We start from the raw sequence: 15819 nt of genomic DNA, 5'->3' as shown, positions 1-15819 counted from the left end.
TGTGGCGGGGGGATGAGCGACGTAAGGCGGCGGCGTGTCCTGGGTGGTCTGGCCGCCCTTTGCGGCGGACTGCTGATGGGGCGGCGGACATTGGCGCGGGAGCGCTGGTCCGTCTATTTCGACGATACCTTCCCGCCCTATAATTTCCGCGATGGTGATCGCTTCTCCGGCATGGATCTGGAGATCGTGCAGGCCATATTGGGCCGGATCGGGGTCGACTGGGAATTCCGGACCCTGCCCTGGCCGCGGGTCCTGGCTGCTCTTGATCGTGGCGACGCCGATGTCGTGGTGCAGATGGTCGGTGTTCCGGCCCGGTTCGAGCGGTATCTGATGGTCGGTCCCTTCCGGACCGGCCAGACGGTGCTGGCGGTCCCGAAGGAGAGCCGCCTCGTCTTCAGCGGACTCGACAGCCTGCATGGGCGCACCGTGGGCACCGTGCGCGGTTTTCTTTATACGCCGGATTTCGATGCGGCCAGAGGCTTCACCCGCGAGGAGTCCGTTTCCGTCGCCCAGTCGCTGCGCAAGCTGGTGACCGGCGGGGTCGATGCGGTGGTGGGGGATCGCGTGGCCCTGGCCTGGGTGGCCCGGCGGGAGGGACTCGGCGACCGTATCCGTTTCCTGCCCACGGTGCTGGCCGAAGTCCCCCGCTACATCGCACTGCCACGGGGGCGGGAGGAGAAGGCGGCACGCCTCGCCCAGGGCCTGGAGATGATCCGCCAGGACGGCACGCTGGCCCGCATCATCGCCCGCTGGCGCGACGAGGTATGAAATCGCTGCGCCAGCGGCACCTTGACAAGATCGGCGGTTCCGTGCGGTGTTGCGCACCATTGCCTGCGGTCGGAGGACCGCGGGCCACCTTGCCTTTTCTCGAGATCGGTCCCGACGATGCACCAGTACCGCACTCATAATTGTGGCCAGCTCCGGCAGGAGAATGCCGGCGAGATCGTCCGCCTGTCCGGCTGGATTCACCGCAAGCGCGACCATGGGCAGCTGCTGTTCGTGGACCTGCGGGACCATTACGGCATCACCCAGTGCGTGCTGGACATTTCCGGTCCCCACTTCAAGACCGCCGAGGGTCTGCGCCTGGAGTCGGTCATCACCGTGACCGGCAAGGTGGTGAAGCGCACGGCCGAGACCATCAACGACAAGCTGCCGACCGGCCATATCGAAGTGCAGGTGCAGGATCTGGCCGTGCAGTCGGTCGCCGATCCGCTGCCGCTGCAGGTCAACAGCGAACAGGATGCCGGCGAGGAGTTCCGCCTGCGCTACCGCTTCCTGGATCTGCGCCGCGAGAAGATGCAGCGCAACATCCTGCTGCGCAGCCATGTCATCGCCTCGGCCCGCCGCCGCATGATCGAGCAGGGCTTCGTCGAGTTCCAGACCCCGATCCTGACGGCCAGCAGCCCCGAGGGCGCGCGCGACTTCCTGGTGCCGTCGCGCAACCATCCCGGCAAGTTCTACGCGCTGCCCCAGGCGCCGCAGCAGTTCAAGCAGCTGCTGATGGTGTCGGGCTTCGACCGCTATTTCCAGATCGCCCCCTGTTTCCGTGACGAGGACAGCCGCGCCGACCGCTCGCCGGGCGAGTTCTACCAGCTCGACTTCGAGATGAGCTTCGTCACCCAGGAGGACGTGTTCGCCGCCATCGAGCCGGTGATCCACGGCATCTTCGAGGAGTTCAGCGGCTTCACCGGCACCAAGAAGTCGGTCAGCGCCTATCCCTTCGTCCGCATCCCCTATGACGAGGCGATGCTGAAATACGGCTCCGACAAGCCGGATCTGCGCAACCCGCTGCTGATCACCGACGTGACGTCCGTGTTCACGCGTGACGATGTGGAGTTCAAGGCCTTCAAGGGCGTGGTGGAGAAGGGCGGGGTGGTGCGCGCCATCCGCGTGCCGGCCGTGGCCGAGCAGCCGCGCAGCTTCTTCGACAAGCTCAACGACTGGGCCCGCGGCCTGGGCGCTCCAGGCCTCGGCTACATCCTGTTCAAGGACGGCGCCGGTGCCGGCCCCATCGCCAAGTTCGTGCCGGAGGCGGCCCAGGGGGCCTTGCGCGGCCTGACCGGCTGCCAGGACGGCGATGCCGTGTTCTTCGTCTGCGATCAGGCCGGCCCGGCCGCCAAGCTGGCCGGTCTGGCCCGCACGGAGATCGCCAACCGCCTGGATCTGATCGACAAGAACCGCTTCGAGTTCTGCTGGATCGTCGACTTCCCGATGTTCGAGTATGACGAGGAGCGCAAGAAGGTCGATTTCAGCCACAACCCGTTCAGCATGCCCCAGGGCGGTCTGGACGCGCTGCTGAACCGCGATCCGCTGACCATCAAGGCCTACCAGTACGACATCGTCTGCAACGGCGTGGAACTGTCGTCGGGCGCCATCCGGAACCACATGCCGGAGATCATGTACAAGGCCTTCGAGATCGCCGGCTATCCGCCGGAGGTGCTGGAGGCCAAGTTCGGCGGCATGCTGTCGGCGTTCAAGCTGGGCGCCCCGCCGCACGGCGGCTCGGCCCCGGGCATCGACCGTATGGTCATGCTGCTGGCCGACGAGCCGAACATCCGCGAGGTCATCGTCTTCCCGCTGAACCAGCGGGCCGAGGATCTGCTGATGCAGGCGCCGAACACGGTCACGCCGGACCGGCTGAAAGAGCTGCATATCAAGCTCGACCTGCCGAAGAAGGCCACGGCCTGACAGCAAGGGTACCGGTGGACGCACGAACGCCGCCCGGAGACGATCCGGGCGGCGTTTTCTTGTGCCGGGCCGGATCAGGCGATGGCCCGGCGGGCCTGCTTCATCCGGTACATGGCGGCGTCGGCCGCCGCCAGAACCGCGTCGACGGCGTCACCGGGCGCAAAGGGCTGGAGGCCGAAACTGGCCCGCAATGGCAGGGCCTCGCCCTGCCAGCAGCAGGTCCGGCCGTGGAACAGGGCGGCGAGATGGGTGGCGCGGGAGCGCGCGGCGGCGGGGGTGCTGCCGGTCAGCACCACGGCGAACTCGTCTCCCCCCAGCCGCGCCACCAGATCGTGTCCCCGGACATGATCGCGCAGGACCGTGGCCGCCCTTTGCAGATAGGCATCGCCGCAGGCGTGGCCGTTGCGGTCATTGATGGCCTTGAATCCATCGAGATCGACGAAGATCAGGGCGCCACCGCGCTGGCTGCGGCGCGCGTCGGCCAGTACACGCTGGAACGCCTCGGCGAAGCCGCGGCGGTTCAACAGGCCGGTCAGCACGTCGGTGGTGGACAGCTTCTCCAGTTCGGTGATCCGCGCCTGCTGCCGGGCGATCAGCGCTTCGGCCTCCCGCAACTGGCGGATGGCGAGGCGCAGGCGGCTTCCTTCCGACAGGCTGGGGCGGGTTCGGGCCAACGGCGCATCCAGGGGAATGCCCGGTGAACCGGTGAGCAGGGGGGCAATGGCGACATCCAGCGGACCCATGTCCGAGCTCCTGATCGAAACGTCTGCCGATCGGACGTCGCAAACGACATGCCAAAGCTAAAATGCAATCTTTCTGCCGCGCACACTAGGATATGCATGGCCGCTGGCCGAGTCGGTGCCCCGGGCGGCCGGGTAGAAACTGCCGGCCGCCGGCAAGTGTTGCCGGGATGGGGGCTGCGGTTGGCGGTACCCGTTCCGGTGCATTCGCGCAAATTCCCTTGCGTCGTACCGGGGATCAGGGACAATGACCGACCGTTCCCGCTGCCCGATGGTTCCGCGTGTCCGAGATGAAACCCGCTTCTTCCGCCGCGGCCGGCCTTCGGTGCCTTGTGGTGGCGGCCGCCCTGCTGTTGCCGTCCACCGTCCAGGCCGCTGTCGTTACCATCGCGCCGCATCAAGCCACCTACAAGCTGAGCCTGGCCAATGCCCGCTCTCAGAGTTCGGTGGCCGGGGTCGACGGCAGCATGACCTTCACCTGGGCCGACGCCTGCGATGCCTGGACCATCGAGCAGCGTTTCCAGGTGAAATTCACCTACGCCGAGGGGGAGCAGGTCGATCTCAACACCAGCTATGTGACCTGGGAATCCAAGGACGGCCGCGCCTATCGCTTCAATGTGCGCAAGAGCACCAACGGCGAGCTGGATGAGGAGCTGAAGGGCGAAGCCAGGCTGGACGGCGACAAGGGCGGGACGGCCCGCTATGTGCTGCCGGAACCGCACGAGGTGACGCTGAAGCCCGGCACCATGTTCCCCACGGCCCACACGCTCCACCTGCTGTCCCGGGGGCAGCCGGGCCTGTATGTCTCGGCGCCGGTGTTCGACGGGGCAGAAGCCGAGGGGGCCAGCGATGTCGGCGCCCTGCTGGGCAGAATGGTGACGCCGGCACCGGCCGACGTCAAAGGGACGGACCTGCTGCAGGCCAGGGCGCACCGGGTCTACATGGCCTTTTTCCCGACCGACTCCCGGGAGCCTCTGCCGGAGTATGAGTCCAATCTGACCCTTCTGGAAAATGGCGTCGTCCGCTCGATGCAGATCGACTATGGCGACTTCAAGGTGGATGTGCGGCTGGAGAGCCTGGAAGCGGCACCGAAGCCGCCCTGCTGAACCTCACTCCTCCTCGTCCGTGGTCCCATCATCGGCGCTGTCCGGCCCACGGGGGCTGCGGGCGCCCAGGCCGCGCCCTTTCAGGATGGCACCGGTTCCCAGCTTGGCGCGCACCTGATCGATGACCTGTTCCACCCGCTTGCGCCGGGCCAGGTCCGGATCGGCCAGATCGGGCGGATCGGCATCGGCGCCGGAACGCAGGTCGGCGCAGCCGATGCCGATCAGGCGGAACGGTGTCCCGTCCAGTTCCGGCCGCAGCAGGTCGCACCCCATCTGATAGAGACGGTCGGCCAGTTGGGTCGGCGACGGCAGGCGGTGGCTGCGGCTGCGCAGGTGGAAGTCGGCGGATTTCAGCTTCAGCGTCACGGTAAGGCCGGCCAGATCGGCGGCCTTCAGCCGCCGGGCCACGGTCTCCGCCAGCGGCCACAGGGCCCGGCGCAGCGCATCGCCGTCCGAGAGGTCGCGGTCGAAGGTGGTTTCCGCCGAGATGCTCTTGGCCGGAGCGTTCGGCGTGACGGTCCGGTTGTCTTCGCCGCGGGCGAAGTGCCAGAGCCTCTGCCCGATGGTCCCGTAGCGCCGCATCAGCAGCAGCGGATCGCTGTCCCGCAACTGGCCCACTGTCCGTATCCCGTCGGCCTCCAGCCTCTTCTGCAAGGCCCGGCCCACGCCCCAGATGATGGAGACGGGCTTGCCCTCCAGGAAGGACAGGGCGTCGGCCCGGCCGATGACGGCGAATCCCCGCGGCTTGTCCAGGTCCGAGGCCACCTTGGCCAGGAACTTGTTGTAGGACAGTCCAACCGAGGCGGTGATGCCGATCTCCGTTTCAATGCGCCGGACCAGCCGGATCAGGGTCTGGGCCGGGCTGCCGCCATGCAGTTGCTCGGTGCCTGTCAAGTCGAGGAAGGCCTCGTCGATGGACAGGGGTTCGACCAGGGGAGTGGCCGACTCCAGTAACCGCCGCACTTGCCGGCCGACAGCGGCATATTTTCGCATGTCCGGCCGGATGACGACGGCATCGGGACAGAGTTGGCGGGCCTTGAACATCGGCATGGCCGAGCGCACGCCATACATGCGGGCCACGTAGCAGCAGGCGGACACCACGCCGCGCTGTCCGCCGCCGACGATCACGGGCTGGTCGCGCAGGGTCGGATCGTCCCGCTTCTCCACACTGGCATAGAAGGAATCGCAGTCCAGATGGGCGATGCCCAACCCCTGCACGTCAGGGTGCGACAGGATGCGGGTGCCGGCACAGGCCGGGCAGCGCCGGGTGCCGGACGGCAACAGGCGCCCGCAGGTCCGGCACAGGCAGTTCCGGCTGGGATCGGTCGCGTTTACCGGCGAAGTCGACATGGGGTTGCTCGATTGGATCCGGCCTCGTGGGACCCGGCTCAGCCCGGTGGCATCCAGACCGGGATACGGTCGGTTCGTTCCGCTCAAAAGGGGTAAGGCGCGTTTAACGTTTGGGCGCTATCACTGGAATGTAGCGCACGGGATGGTCGGGGCGAAGTGCCATGGCCGTTCCGTCCCTGTTGTGTGGGGTCCGGGAGCATCGTAATGTGTGCCGACATTTCAAGGGCTGGCTCTGCGTCCGTCGAAACAGCTCCCTGCAAGCGGGTGCTGATCGTCGAGGACAATGAGCTGAACATGAAGCTCTTCCACGATCTCCTGGAGGCTCACGGCTACCGCACACTACAGACCAAGGATGGGATGGATGCCCTGCGCCTGGCGCGTGAGCACCGCCCGGACCTCATCCTGATGGATATTCAACTGCCGGAGGTATCCGGCCTTGAAGTCACCAAATGGATCAAAGAGGATGACGAGCTGCGGGGCATCCCTGTGGTCGCCGTCACTGCTTTTGCCATGAAAGGGGATGAGGAAAAGATCCGCCAGGGCGGGTGCGAGGGGTATATCGCCAAGCCCATCTCGGTGGCAGGCTTTCTGCAGACGATTGGACAATTTCTTGGATGAGCCCGGCCTGGACCGGGCCGATAGGTAAGAGCACACATGTCGGCACGGGTTCTGGTCGTAGATGACGTCCTTCCCAATGTGAAGCTGCTCGCCGCCAAGCTGACGCGGGAGTACTTCGATGTCATCACCGCCAGCAGCGGGCCGGAGGCATTGGACCGAATCCGGGATCACCAGCCGGACATCGTTCTTCTCGACGTGATGATGCCGGGCATGGACGGGTTCGAGGTCTGTGAGCGCATCCGTTCCGATCCCGCCATCATGCATATCCCGGTGGTCATGGTCACAGCCCTGTCCGACGCTGCCGACCGGGTGCGCGGCCTGGAGGCCGGGGCGGACGATTTCCTGACCAAGCCGGTCAACGATGTGGCCCTGTTCGCCCGCGTCCGCTCGCTGGTGCGGCTGAAGATGATGATGGACGAGTGGCGCCTGCGCGAAAGCACCTCGGGACAATTGGGGGTGCTGGTCTCGACCGACTCCGTGCAGACCCAGTCGGCCGAGGGCGCGCGGATTCTGGTGGTGGAAGACAGCGCCATCGACCGTGACAAGATCGGCGAGACGCTGGCCCGGGACCGCAGCAGCGTGGTGGCGCTGGAGAGTTGTGGTGCTGCCCTGGAGCGGGCGCAGCAGGAGGAGTTCGAGCTGATCATCGTCAGCCTGACCCTGCTGCGCGAGGATGGCCTGCGTCTGTGTTCGCAGCTGCGCAGCCACGAGCGCACCCGGCAGGCGCCGGTGCTGCTGCTGGCGGACGAGGCCGACATGGACCGGGTGGCCAAGGGGCTCGAACTCGGCGCCAACGACTATCTGATCAAACCGATCGACCGCAACGAGCTGCTGGCCAGGGCCCGGACCCAGGTCCGGCGCAAGCGTTACCAGGATCGGCTGCGTGCCAATTACGAACAGAGCCTCAGCCTGGCGCTGACCGACAGCCTGACCGGCCTGTTCAACCGCCGCTATCTTTCGGCCCATCTGCCGCGCCTGCTCGACCGTGGCCGCGAGAATGCCAAGCCGGTGGCGGCCCTGCTGTTCGACATCGACCATTTCAAGCTGGTCAATGACAGCTATGGTCATGCCATCGGCGACGAGGTGCTGAAGGAGGTTGCCGGCCGGGCCGGTCGCAATCTGCGCAACTTCGATCTGGTGGCGCGGCTGGGGGGTGAGGAATTCGTCGTGGTCATGCCGGACACCGACCTGACTCAGGCTCTGGTGGTGGCGGAGCGGCTGCGCAGCCGCATCAGTGACGAAGGGTTCAAGGTGGGGGCGCCCGTCGGCGAGATCGGGGTATCCATCAGCATCGGGGTGGCCGTGGCCGAAGCCGGTCCCGACGGGCATGTGGAAACCGGCGAAAGTCTGCTGCGGCGCGCCGATGTGGCCCTCTATCAGGCCAAGCGCTCGGGCCGCAACAAGGTGGTGGCCGACGTCGCGGGTGCGGCTTAGGTCGGATCGGTTCGCTCAGGCATTGTTCGGGCCGTGCGCGCCTGCGCGATGTCTCTATGGGGATCCGGGGGCTGCCGCGGTCGTCTCCATCGCGGCGGGCTGCATCGTGTCGACCGTGACAGAGGCGGTAAGCAGGCGGTCCGACCATTGGGCCACTGGCGTGAACTGCCGTTCCAGGATCTGCCACATGGCGGGGGTATGGGGGCTGGTTTCCAGGGCCACGCGTGCATCGGGACCGTACCGCTCCATCAGCAGGCGGGCGGCCTCCGCCACACCGGCCAGCAGCCAGCCGCGCTTGGCATAGGCCGGGGAGACCCAGCCGATGGGAAAGACCCAGCGGTTCAGAGCGCGCTGGGCTGTGCAGATGATCCAGCCCTGGATCTTGCCTTCTGTGTCGGTCAGGACCAGCGACAGGTCGGGGGCCAACTCCTGCCATTGGGACACGGGATTGGCCCAGGGGGGAATCCCGCCGGTCCGTTCCAGAGTATCGGCCAATGCCTGCGCTGCCGGGCCGATGTCCTGCCAGGACCGTAGCCGCAGCCCGTCGGCCCGGATGCGATCAACGAATCCCGGACGGAACAGCCGCTCTGCCGCGGCCACCGGTCCGGAGACCCGCAGCAGGGTCGCCTGCGGTGCCCCGAAGCCCGTACCGGCCAGCAGTGCCGCGAACGTGTGGGCGCCGGGCAGCCGGTCGGACCATTCCGTGGCCAGGGTGGCGACGCCGCGGCGCCCGGTTTCAGCCGCGACCGCCCGGACCAGTTCCCGCCCGATTCCCCGGCGGCGCCAAGCCGGGGCCACCATGATCGAGTAGAGCTGGTAACGTCCAAGCGCCAACAGGGCCGGACCGGCAAGGGCCAGACCGACGGGAATGCCCTGGACCCAGGCGCCAAGGCAGATCTGTTCCGGGGCATGCACGGCCGGCGGCGCGAGCAGAGCCGAGAAGGTCTTGAAGGTGAAGCCACGGAACACGCCGGCTTCATCCGGGCGGATCCGGCGGATAACCAGGTCGTGGATCATGGCGACGGCTGCGTGTCACGGTACGGACCTGTCTGTGCCAGATCCGGGAACCGCCGGCAGCGGAAATCGCTGCCGGCGGCAGAGTGCGGTCAGCCCCGCTTGGGCTTGCGGTCGGGGTAGGGCGGGCCATAGAGGATGAACGCGCTGAAGCTGGTGCCGCCGGAGGCAAGGTCCAGCAGATCGTCCGGCAGCTCCACACCCGACAGGGCGGCCGGCAGCACGATGACCACCTCACCGGGTTTTTCCTCGATCACCGTCACTTTGGTGGAGGGAATCGGGTCCATGCCCACCAGCTCGTCGATGACGGCATGGGGGTTGGCCAGCAGGCGGGCGCGGAAGCCCGCATCCTCGCCGGCCTTCTTGACCAGCGCGCCTTCGATGTGTTTGCGCGCCTGATGCAGCGCATCGGAAGAAATACCGCTCATCCGGTTCAGTCCTTCTGAAAAGGTCGATGAAGAAAGGGGCGAAGCCATCCGATCGGCAGGGGGGCTGACGCATTCCCGGGGCCGAACCCGTGCAGGCCACGGCAGACCCTGGGAGCCGGCCGGGAGGAGGACCCATCGGTGTTGTCCTTCCCGGCCTTGCGATCGGACTGCCACCCCACAGAGGCTGCCGCGACCTCGATCCATGGCGGGCCATGGTCGGTGGCATTCCCAACGGCAGGCGTGACGTCCCGCTGTCCGATTACTTCTTCCGGCGATACTTCTCAGGATTCATATAGTAATCGGCTGGAAGGAACGCGCTGAAGCTGGTGCCGCCGGAGGCGAGGTCCAGCAGATCGTCCGGCAGTTCCACGTTCGACAGGGCCGCCGGCAGCACAATGACCACTTCGCCGGGCTTCTCCTCGACCACCGTCAGCTTGGTGGCGGGGATGGGATCGATGCCGATCATCTCCTTGATGGCGGCATGGGGATTGGCCAGCAGGCGTGCGCGGAAGCCGGCATCCTCGCCGGCCTTCTTGATCAGAGCTTCTTCAATGTGCTTGCGCGCCTGATCCAAAACATTGACAGAATCCTGGGTCATGTCTCGGTGTCTCCCGTGAAGGTCTAATAATCAATGTGTCGTAAGGAAAGACTTTAAAACTGCCCTGCCATCATCTTGTCTTCCCTGTGGGAATGATTGACGGGTGTTTACGGGGCGTGGTCATGAAAATGGCCGTTCGGAGCCGGTGGGTCAAATCGGGCGGACTATGGCTCAGACTCTGCTGGTCTGTTTTTTCTATGCGGGCCGGATGGCGGACGCCGCTCCGATGGCGCGAGGCCATAAACAAAAAGGCCGCCCGGATGGGCGGCCTTTCATCGTGAGAAGCTCGCGGAACGCAGAGCTTACTTCATCTTCGATTCCTTGAACGGAACGTGCTTGCGCGCGACCGGATCGTACTTGTTGAACTCAAGCTTCTCGGTCGTCTTGCGGGGGTTCTTCTTCTTCACATAGAAGAAGCCGGTGTCCGCGGAGCTCACCAGCTTGATCAGTACGGTATTCTGCTTCGCCATGATACCTGCCCTACCTGCGGCCTTGCTACGGCCACAGCACCACGCGCGGCCGAAAAGTGACTACGAATCCGTGCCGCATCGCTGCGGCGTAGCGCGGCAATCTAGTCATGTGCGCCGCCCTGTCAAGGAGAAAGCTGTCTAGCGCTCCGCCATATTCGTCCGCGACCGGGCCAGTGCGCGGTTATAGAGGGGGGGATCGTCCAGCAGCGCCCGGGCGATGTCCACATCCAGGGTCGGAGCATGCTCCTTCCATGGGCAGGTCTGGCGCAGGGCGGCCAGGGCCGTTTCGTTCTCGGGGGCCTGCATCCGCCACAAGGCCAGGGTCGAGGCCGGCACCGTCGGGTTGGCACGCAGGGACGCCATGGCCTCATCCACGCTGCGCAAGCCGTTGCTGGTGCAGACGGTGGGCTGCACGCCCTGCCGGTGCAGGGTATAGCCGCTCGGCGCATACATCCGCGACCAGGTGAGGAACAGCTCCCCGCCGTTCGGCAGGGTGGTGACGGTCTGGACACTGCCCTTGCCGAAGGTGGAGGCGCCCACCAGCACGGCCCGGCCGCTGTCCAGCAGGGCCGCCGCCACGATTTCCGCTGCACTGGCCGAGCGTCCGTCGATCAGCGCCACCAGCGGCTTGTCGTCCAGGATCTCGTCGCTATGGGCATCGAATTCCTGCAGGCTGCCGCGATGGCGGCCACGGGTGCTGATGATTCGACCGTCGCGCAGGAACAGATCGGCCACGGCGGTGGCCTGGTCCAGCTTGCCACCGGGATTGCCGCGCAGATCCAGGATATAGCCATGGACGTCGCGGCCCAGGCGGGCCTGCAGCCGGGCCACGGCCGTCCGCACCCCGTCGGCGGTGGAGGCGTTGAAGCGGCTGATCCGGATCAGCCCGACCTTACCGATGACCTCGCTGCTCACGGTATCGGGAACGATCCAGGCGCGATGCAGCGTCACTTGCCGGGCCTGATGCAGGGACGGGCCGATGCTGAGTTGCACCACCGTGTCGGACTGGCCGCGCAGCCGGTCGGAAATCTCATCCGGTGTCAGGGGGACGGTGCTCTCGCCATCGATGGCCAGCAGCAAGTCCCCCACATGCAGACCGGCCCGCTGGGCCGGCCCGCCCGTGACCATCTCGGCGATGCGGTGCTGGCGCCCCACATGCTCCAGGGTCAGCCCGACACCGGCATACCCCTCCCGCATCGACCGCTCCTCGGTCGCCTGTTTCGGGCTGGTGTAGCGGGAATAGGGGTCGAGATCGCCGGTGATGCCGGTGAAGACGGCCTGATAGATGTCCTCCCGGTCGATGGCACCCAGCGGCGACGCGCTGGCGCGCAGACGCTCGATGATGCGTGTCGTGACCAGGGCCCAGGCCCGGGGGTCGTTGTTCGGCGGCAGGGTGAACTGCCCCAGGGCCGCCGCGCCGCTGACAAGCTGGAGGGAGGGGCCATCGACCTCGAACCGCAGGGAGGGGTCCAGGCTTTGCAGGCCCCTCAATCCATCCAGGGTCAGCCTGCGCATATCGACGGGATCGAGGAAGGTCTCCTCGATGGTGGTGAACCCGCTGGTGAACAGGGCCACGCCGCTGCTGTTGGCGGCCGGATGTTCACGGCTCCGTGCGGCCGGGTTCTCCTGGACGGCCTTGTCCCGGTCCGGCGGCGCCGCGGTCGCGGCACCGGTGAGACCGAGCCCGAGCAGAAGCGCCGCAGCCCAGCCCCTCAGCATGCCGCCCCCGGACGCACGCAACGCGCCGCCCGCCGTGCGCCGGAAGCACGGGGAGCGGACGGGGGAACGTGCGGCGGCTCTATGACCATGCGGCAACTCTGCTACAGGTTGGTGGCCCAGGTAAAGCCCTCCGCCATCTCCCCGGGCCTAGCGTCGGCGCCGCGGCGGCTTGGGCTGGTCCAGGCTCGGCGGCGGCAGCCGCCGGCCTTCATTGCGCCGGTGGTTCCCCATACGGGCGGGGCCGCGGCCGGGGGGAAGGTCGGCGCCGCTCTCGTCCAGCAGCCGGAAGACCATGCTGCCGGCGATGGGGTCGGCCTCCAGCAGCCGGACCTGGACGCGCGTGCCCAGGCGGAACATCCGCCCCGTGCGCCGTCCCACCAGGCAGTGCCGCGCCTCGTCATGGTCATAGAAATCGTCAGGCAGGGTGGAGACGGGGACCAGCCCGTCGGCGCCGGTCTCGTCCAGGGTGATGAACAGGCCGAAGCGGGTGACGCCGCCGATCTTGCCGCTGAAGGTGGCGCCGACGCGGTCGGCCAGATAGGCGGCCACATAGCGGTCCAGGCTGTCGCGCTCGGCATCCGCCGCGCGCCGCTCGGTCATGCTGATATGGTCGGCGATCTTCTCCATCGACGCCGCCTCCTGTTCCTCCAGCCCGCCATCGCCCAGCCCGTAGGCGCGCACCAGCGCCCGGTGGACGACCAGGTCGGCATAGCGGCGGATCGGGCTGGTGAAATGGGCGTAGCGGGTCAGGGCGAGCCCGAAATGACCGATATTGTCCGGGGCATAGACGGCCTGGGCCTGGCTGCGCAGGATGACGGTGCTGATCAGCTCGCTTTCGGCGGTATCCCTGGCCTTATCGAGAATGCGGGTGAAGGCCGACGGGGTCAGCACCTGGCCCTTGGCCAGGGTGTAGCCCATGGATTTCAGGAAGTCCTGCAGCGGTTCCAGCTTGTCGCGGGCCGGCTCGGCATGGACGCGGTACATCACCGGCGCATGCCGCGCCTCCAGCGCTTCGGCGGCCGCCACATTGGCGGCGATCATGAACTCCTCGATCAGCCGGTGGCTGTCCAGGCGTTCCCGCACGGTGATGGCCTCGACCCGTCCGTCCGCGCCGATGCTGACCTTGCGTTCCGGTAGGTCCAGCTCCAGCGTGCCACGCTTTTCCCGCGCCCGCTGCAACAGGGCGAAGGCGCCGTAGAGCGGGCGGATCACCGGCTCCAGCAGCGGCCCGGTCGTCTCGTCCGGGGCGCCGTCATGGGCGGCCTGCACCTGCTCATAGGTCAGGCGCGCGGCCGAGCGCATCAGCCCGCGGACGAAGCGGTGCCGCTTCAACTGCCCGTCCTTGTCGATCCACAGATGCACGGCCAGACAGGCGCGGTTGACCTGCGGTTTCAGGCTGCACAGCTCGTTGGACAGGGCTTCCGGCAGCATCGGCACGACCCGGTCGGGGAAATAGCAGCTGTTGCCGCGGTCGAAGGCGCTGCGGTCCAGGGCGCTGCCGGGCCGCACATAGAAGCTGACATCGGCGATGGCCACCAGCAGGTGCCAGCCGCCGGGATTGTCCGGGTCGGCTTCGGCGAAGACGGCGTCGTCGAAATCGCGGGCATCCGGCCCGTCGATGGTGACCAGCGGGATGTCGCGCAGGTCGCTGCGGCCCTCCAGCGTCGGTTCGGCGGCGGCTTCGGCTTCCTCGATGGCGGTGCGGGGGAAGGCGGTGGGAATGCCGTTCTGGTGGATGGCGATCAGGCTGATGGCCCGCGGCTCGTCCATGCCGCCCAGCCGTTCGACCACACGGGCCTGTTTCAGCCCCATGCGGGACGAGGGCAGCACCTCCGCCACCACCAGTTCACCCGGCCGCGCGCCCTCGCTGTTCTGCGGCAGGATGACGAACTCGCTGCGCATCTTGCGGTCGGCCGGGCGCAGGCGTCCGCCCTCGCGCCCCAGCTCATAGACGCCGACGATGCGCGCCTCGGCGCCGCCATCCAGCTTGCGGATGGTGCGGGCCTCATACAGCCGGTCATGGGTGCGCTGCAGCCGGGCCAGGACCCGGTCGCCGGGGGTCAGCGCGGGATGGCCGCGCCGTTCCGGCATCATCACGATGCGCGGCGGTTCGTTCTCCTCGTCGGTCCAGTTGACCGGCCGCGCCAGCGTCTCCCCGTCCAGGTCGATGCCGGTGACGATCAGCACGCCGACCTCGGGCAGGCTGGCCGGTGGCGCCAGCCGCCGGTTGCCGCCCTTCTCGATGGTGCCATCCTGCTCCAGCTCCTTCAGCAGATGCTTCAGCAGCACGCGGTTGTCGCCGGTGATATGGAAGGCGCGGGCGATCTCCCGCTTGCCCACGGGGACGGGACTGTCCTTGATGAATTCCAGGACCTGGTCCTTGGTGGGGAAGGGGGCGTCTTTCTTCGGCACAGCGGTCAGCATCATCCACGGGGAAGCGGTGCCGCCCGGCCACGGGCCGGGGGCGCCTTCTGATCTGGCTATAACAGATCAACCGCCGGAAATCTTGTCCCGGCCATGTCCCGTCAGCCGGTCGCACCTCCGGCTGTGCCGGCGTCCTAGCGCGGCGGGGGGCGTGGCGAGGGGCCGGCCGGCCGGTCGTTGTGGTTGCCATGCAGCGTGGTGTCGGACTGGGACACGGCCACCGACGCGGCGAATCCCGAGGAGGGGCAGGGGTTCGGAGCCCCGGCGCGCAAGGCCCTGTCGTCGCGGCCGTAATCCACTCGGGCGGCGCCGTAATGGCCGCTGACGCCGCCCATGGCCACGCCCGCCTCGACGGTCCGTACCGTCCTGCATCCGGCCGCCTTGTCGGACGGATCGTCCGTTCCGGCCGCCAGGGAATGGACGGATCCGCTTGCGCCGGCCGGCAGGGCGGCCGTCTGCGGGGTCAGCAGCACGAATCCGTTGGACTTGGCCTCCTCACCGGCGGCCAGGGCCACCACCGGCAGGAAGGGCAGGACCAGCAGCAGGGTGGCGAGCATAAGGCGCATGGGGGCGCTCCTCGAGCCGGGATCTCCTTCTTGTACGGCGGGCCGCGCCATTCCCTGTCGCTTAAAACAGGCCGATGGCGCCGGTCAGCCGTTGGGCCGGACTGATGCGGATGATCTCCACATCCTCGTCCCCGAAACGGTCGCGGATGCGGTACAGGATCAGCAGATCGCCGCTGGTGATGATCCGCATGCGCGGGCGGATATCGTCGCGGGCGACGCCGGATCGCGGAAATTCCGACAGAAGCTGGAAGCGGCGGTGCAGCTGCTCCATCAGGATGGCGGCATCGCTGGTGCTGCGTGCGGCGGCTTCCTCGCCCAGCGACTGGATATCGGCCTGGGCCAGGGGGGTCAGAAGGTAGCTCACAGCGCCTCTCCCCGCATGTTGCCGCGCACGCGGTAGCGCTTGACCAGCACCTCCAGCATGCCTTCGCCCTCTTCGGCGCGGCCGCTGGCCAGCCCGTCCTCCCAGAGAAGGCGCAGGCTGTTGATGGAATGGCCCAGCAGATCCCGCCGTTCCTTCCATTGCTCCAGGGCCTCGCGGATGACCGCACTGGACGAATTGTACTCACCCGAAGCCACGACCTGCTTGATTGTGGCCAGGAGTTCGGGGGTAAGGGCGATCTTGGGAAGATCTCCGGGCGACATGCCGGGCCTCGACGGTGGG

General features: G+C 67.3%; 16 protein-coding genes. 5 read left to right on the top strand and 11 right to left on the bottom strand.

Annotated features, from left to right (window positions below):
• The first annotated feature begins 12 nt into the window (after positions 1-12).
• Entirely contained in the window at positions 13-768 is a 756-nt protein-coding gene (locus tag DK368_RS08895) for a substrate-binding periplasmic protein (RefSeq protein WP_162305945.1), read from the top strand.
• 117 nt (positions 769-885) lie between these two features.
• Positions 886-2688 carry an aspartate--tRNA ligase gene (gene aspS / locus DK368_RS08890; RefSeq protein WP_114393587.1) on the top strand — a complete coding sequence of 601 codons (1803 nt, stop codon included), beginning with the start codon at positions 886-888 and terminating at the stop codon, positions 2686-2688.
• Between the two features lie 74 nt (positions 2689-2762).
• Here aspS and DK368_RS08885 read toward each other — a convergent pair whose 3' ends face one another.
• Complete coding sequence (locus DK368_RS08885) at positions 2763-3431, bottom strand: GGDEF domain-containing protein (protein ID WP_114393586.1); 669 nt, start codon at positions 3429-3431, stop codon at positions 2763-2765.
• A 332-nt stretch (positions 3432-3763) separates the two neighbouring features.
• On the opposite strand from DK368_RS08885, the gene DK368_RS08880 reads away from it, so the two are divergent.
• A complete protein-coding gene (locus DK368_RS08880) occupies positions 3764-4534 on the top strand; it encodes a cell envelope integrity EipB family protein (protein WP_162305944.1) in 771 nt (256 codons plus the stop codon).
• Between the two features lie 3 nt (positions 4535-4537).
• Here the strand turns inward: DK368_RS08880 and DK368_RS08875 are convergent, their stop codons facing one another.
• Positions 4538-5884: a DNA polymerase IV gene (locus DK368_RS08875; protein ID WP_114393584.1), complete on the bottom strand. Its 1347-nt coding sequence runs from the start codon at positions 5882-5884 to the stop codon at positions 4538-4540.
• 204 nt (positions 5885-6088) lie between these two features.
• Here DK368_RS08875 and DK368_RS08870 point away from each other — a divergent pair, with 204 nt between their 5' ends.
• Both DK368_RS08870 and DK368_RS08865 read left to right on the top strand, forming a co-directional pair.
• Complete coding sequence (locus DK368_RS08870) at positions 6089-6502, top strand: response regulator (RefSeq protein ID WP_114393583.1); 414 nt, start codon at positions 6089-6091, stop codon at positions 6500-6502.
• Positions 6503-6538: 36 nt separating this feature from the next.
• The gene (locus DK368_RS08865; RefSeq protein ID WP_114393582.1) at positions 6539-7936 is read left to right on the top strand and encodes a PleD family two-component system response regulator; all 1398 of its coding nucleotides are present in this window, start codon (positions 6539-6541) and stop codon (positions 7934-7936) included.
• Between the two features lie 54 nt (positions 7937-7990).
• Here the strand turns inward: DK368_RS08865 and DK368_RS21740 are convergent, their stop codons facing one another.
• From DK368_RS21740 to DK368_RS08820, 9 genes are all read right to left on the bottom strand, one after another.
• On the bottom strand, positions 7991-8953 hold the full coding sequence (locus DK368_RS21740) for a GNAT family N-acetyltransferase (protein ID WP_193552272.1): 963 nt from the start codon (positions 8951-8953) through the stop codon (positions 7991-7993).
• Positions 8954-9042: 89 nt separating this feature from the next.
• On the bottom strand, positions 9043-9378 hold the full coding sequence (locus tag DK368_RS08855; RefSeq protein ID WP_114393581.1) for an NHLP leader peptide family RiPP precursor: 336 nt from the start codon (positions 9376-9378) through the stop codon (positions 9043-9045).
• Positions 9379-9637: 259 nt separating this feature from the next.
• On the bottom strand, positions 9638-9976 hold the full coding sequence (locus DK368_RS08850; RefSeq protein ID WP_114393580.1) for an NHLP leader peptide family RiPP precursor: 339 nt from the start codon (positions 9974-9976) through the stop codon (positions 9638-9640).
• Positions 9977-10278: 302 nt separating this feature from the next.
• A complete protein-coding gene (rpmG, locus tag DK368_RS08845) occupies positions 10279-10446 on the bottom strand; it encodes a 50S ribosomal protein L33 (RefSeq protein WP_114393579.1) in 168 nt (55 codons plus the stop codon).
• A gap of 138 nt (positions 10447-10584) precedes the next feature.
• Entirely contained in the window at positions 10585-12165 is a 1581-nt protein-coding gene (locus tag DK368_RS08840) for a S41 family peptidase (protein ID WP_114393578.1), read from the bottom strand.
• A gap of 147 nt (positions 12166-12312) precedes the next feature.
• Positions 12313-14592 carry a ribonuclease R gene (rnr, locus tag DK368_RS08835; protein WP_240002411.1) on the bottom strand — a complete coding sequence of 760 codons (2280 nt, stop codon included), beginning with the start codon at positions 14590-14592 and terminating at the stop codon, positions 12313-12315.
• A 131-nt stretch (positions 14593-14723) separates the two neighbouring features.
• Positions 14724-15155 (bottom strand): hypothetical protein, encoded by a 432-nt coding sequence (locus DK368_RS08830; protein ID WP_155524526.1) that lies wholly within the window; start codon positions 15153-15155, stop codon positions 14724-14726.
• 61 nt (positions 15156-15216) lie between these two features.
• Positions 15217-15519, bottom strand: a complete 303-nt coding sequence (locus tag DK368_RS08825; RefSeq protein ID WP_162305943.1) for a type II toxin-antitoxin system RelE/ParE family toxin — start codon at positions 15517-15519, stop codon at positions 15217-15219.
• The gene (locus tag DK368_RS08820) at positions 15516-15800 is read right to left on the bottom strand and encodes a ribbon-helix-helix domain-containing protein (protein WP_114393574.1); all 285 of its coding nucleotides are present in this window, start codon (positions 15798-15800) and stop codon (positions 15516-15518) included. The genes DK368_RS08825 and DK368_RS08820 overlap by 4 nt, the downstream gene beginning before the upstream one ends.
• Positions 15801-15819: the final 19 nt, after the last annotated feature.

The organism is Oleisolibacter albus, from assembly GCF_003336875.1.
GTDB lineage: Bacteria > Pseudomonadota > Alphaproteobacteria > Azospirillales > Azospirillaceae > Niveispirillum > Niveispirillum album.
The sequence above is the reverse complement of the archived record's forward strand: the minus strand, read 5'-3'. Positions and strand labels throughout refer to the sequence as shown.

Coding starts and splice junctions, on each gene's coding strand:
- DK368_RS08895 (WP_162305945.1), top strand. CDS start 13: ATGAGCGACGTAAGGCGGCGGCGTGTCCTGGGTGGTCTGGCCGCCCTT.
- aspS (WP_114393587.1), top strand. CDS start 886: ATGCACCAGTACCGCACTCATAATTGTGGCCAGCTCCGGCAGGAGAAT.
- DK368_RS08885 (WP_114393586.1), bottom strand. CDS start 3,431: ATGGGTCCGCTGGATGTCGCCATTGCCCCCCTGCTCACCGGTTCACCG.
- DK368_RS08875 (WP_114393584.1), bottom strand. CDS start 5,884: ATGTCGACTTCGCCGGTAAACGCGACCGATCCCAGCCGGAACTGCCTG.
- DK368_RS08870 (WP_114393583.1), top strand. CDS start 6,089: ATGTGTGCCGACATTTCAAGGGCTGGCTCTGCGTCCGTCGAAACAGCT.
- DK368_RS08865 (WP_114393582.1), top strand. CDS start 6,539: ATGTCGGCACGGGTTCTGGTCGTAGATGACGTCCTTCCCAATGTGAAG.
- DK368_RS21740 (WP_193552272.1), bottom strand. CDS start 8,953: ATGATCCACGACCTGGTTATCCGCCGGATCCGCCCGGATGAAGCCGGC.
- DK368_RS08855 (WP_114393581.1), bottom strand. CDS start 9,378: ATGAGCGGTATTTCTTCCGATGCGCTGCATCAGGCGCGCAAACACATC.
- DK368_RS08850 (WP_114393580.1), bottom strand. CDS start 9,976: ATGACCCAGGATTCTGTCAATGTTTTGGATCAGGCGCGCAAGCACATT.
- rpmG (WP_114393579.1), bottom strand. CDS start 10,446: ATGGCGAAGCAGAATACCGTACTGATCAAGCTGGTGAGCTCCGCGGAC.
- DK368_RS08840 (WP_114393578.1), bottom strand. CDS start 12,165: ATGCTGAGGGGCTGGGCTGCGGCGCTTCTGCTCGGGCTCGGTCTCACC.
- rnr (WP_240002411.1), bottom strand. CDS start 14,592: ATGATGCTGACCGCTGTGCCGAAGAAAGACGCCCCCTTCCCCACCAAG.
- DK368_RS08830 (WP_155524526.1), bottom strand. CDS start 15,155: ATGCGCCTTATGCTCGCCACCCTGCTGCTGGTCCTGCCCTTCCTGCCG.
- DK368_RS08820 (WP_114393574.1), bottom strand. CDS start 15,800: ATGTCGCCCGGAGATCTTCCCAAGATCGCCCTTACCCCCGAACTCCTG.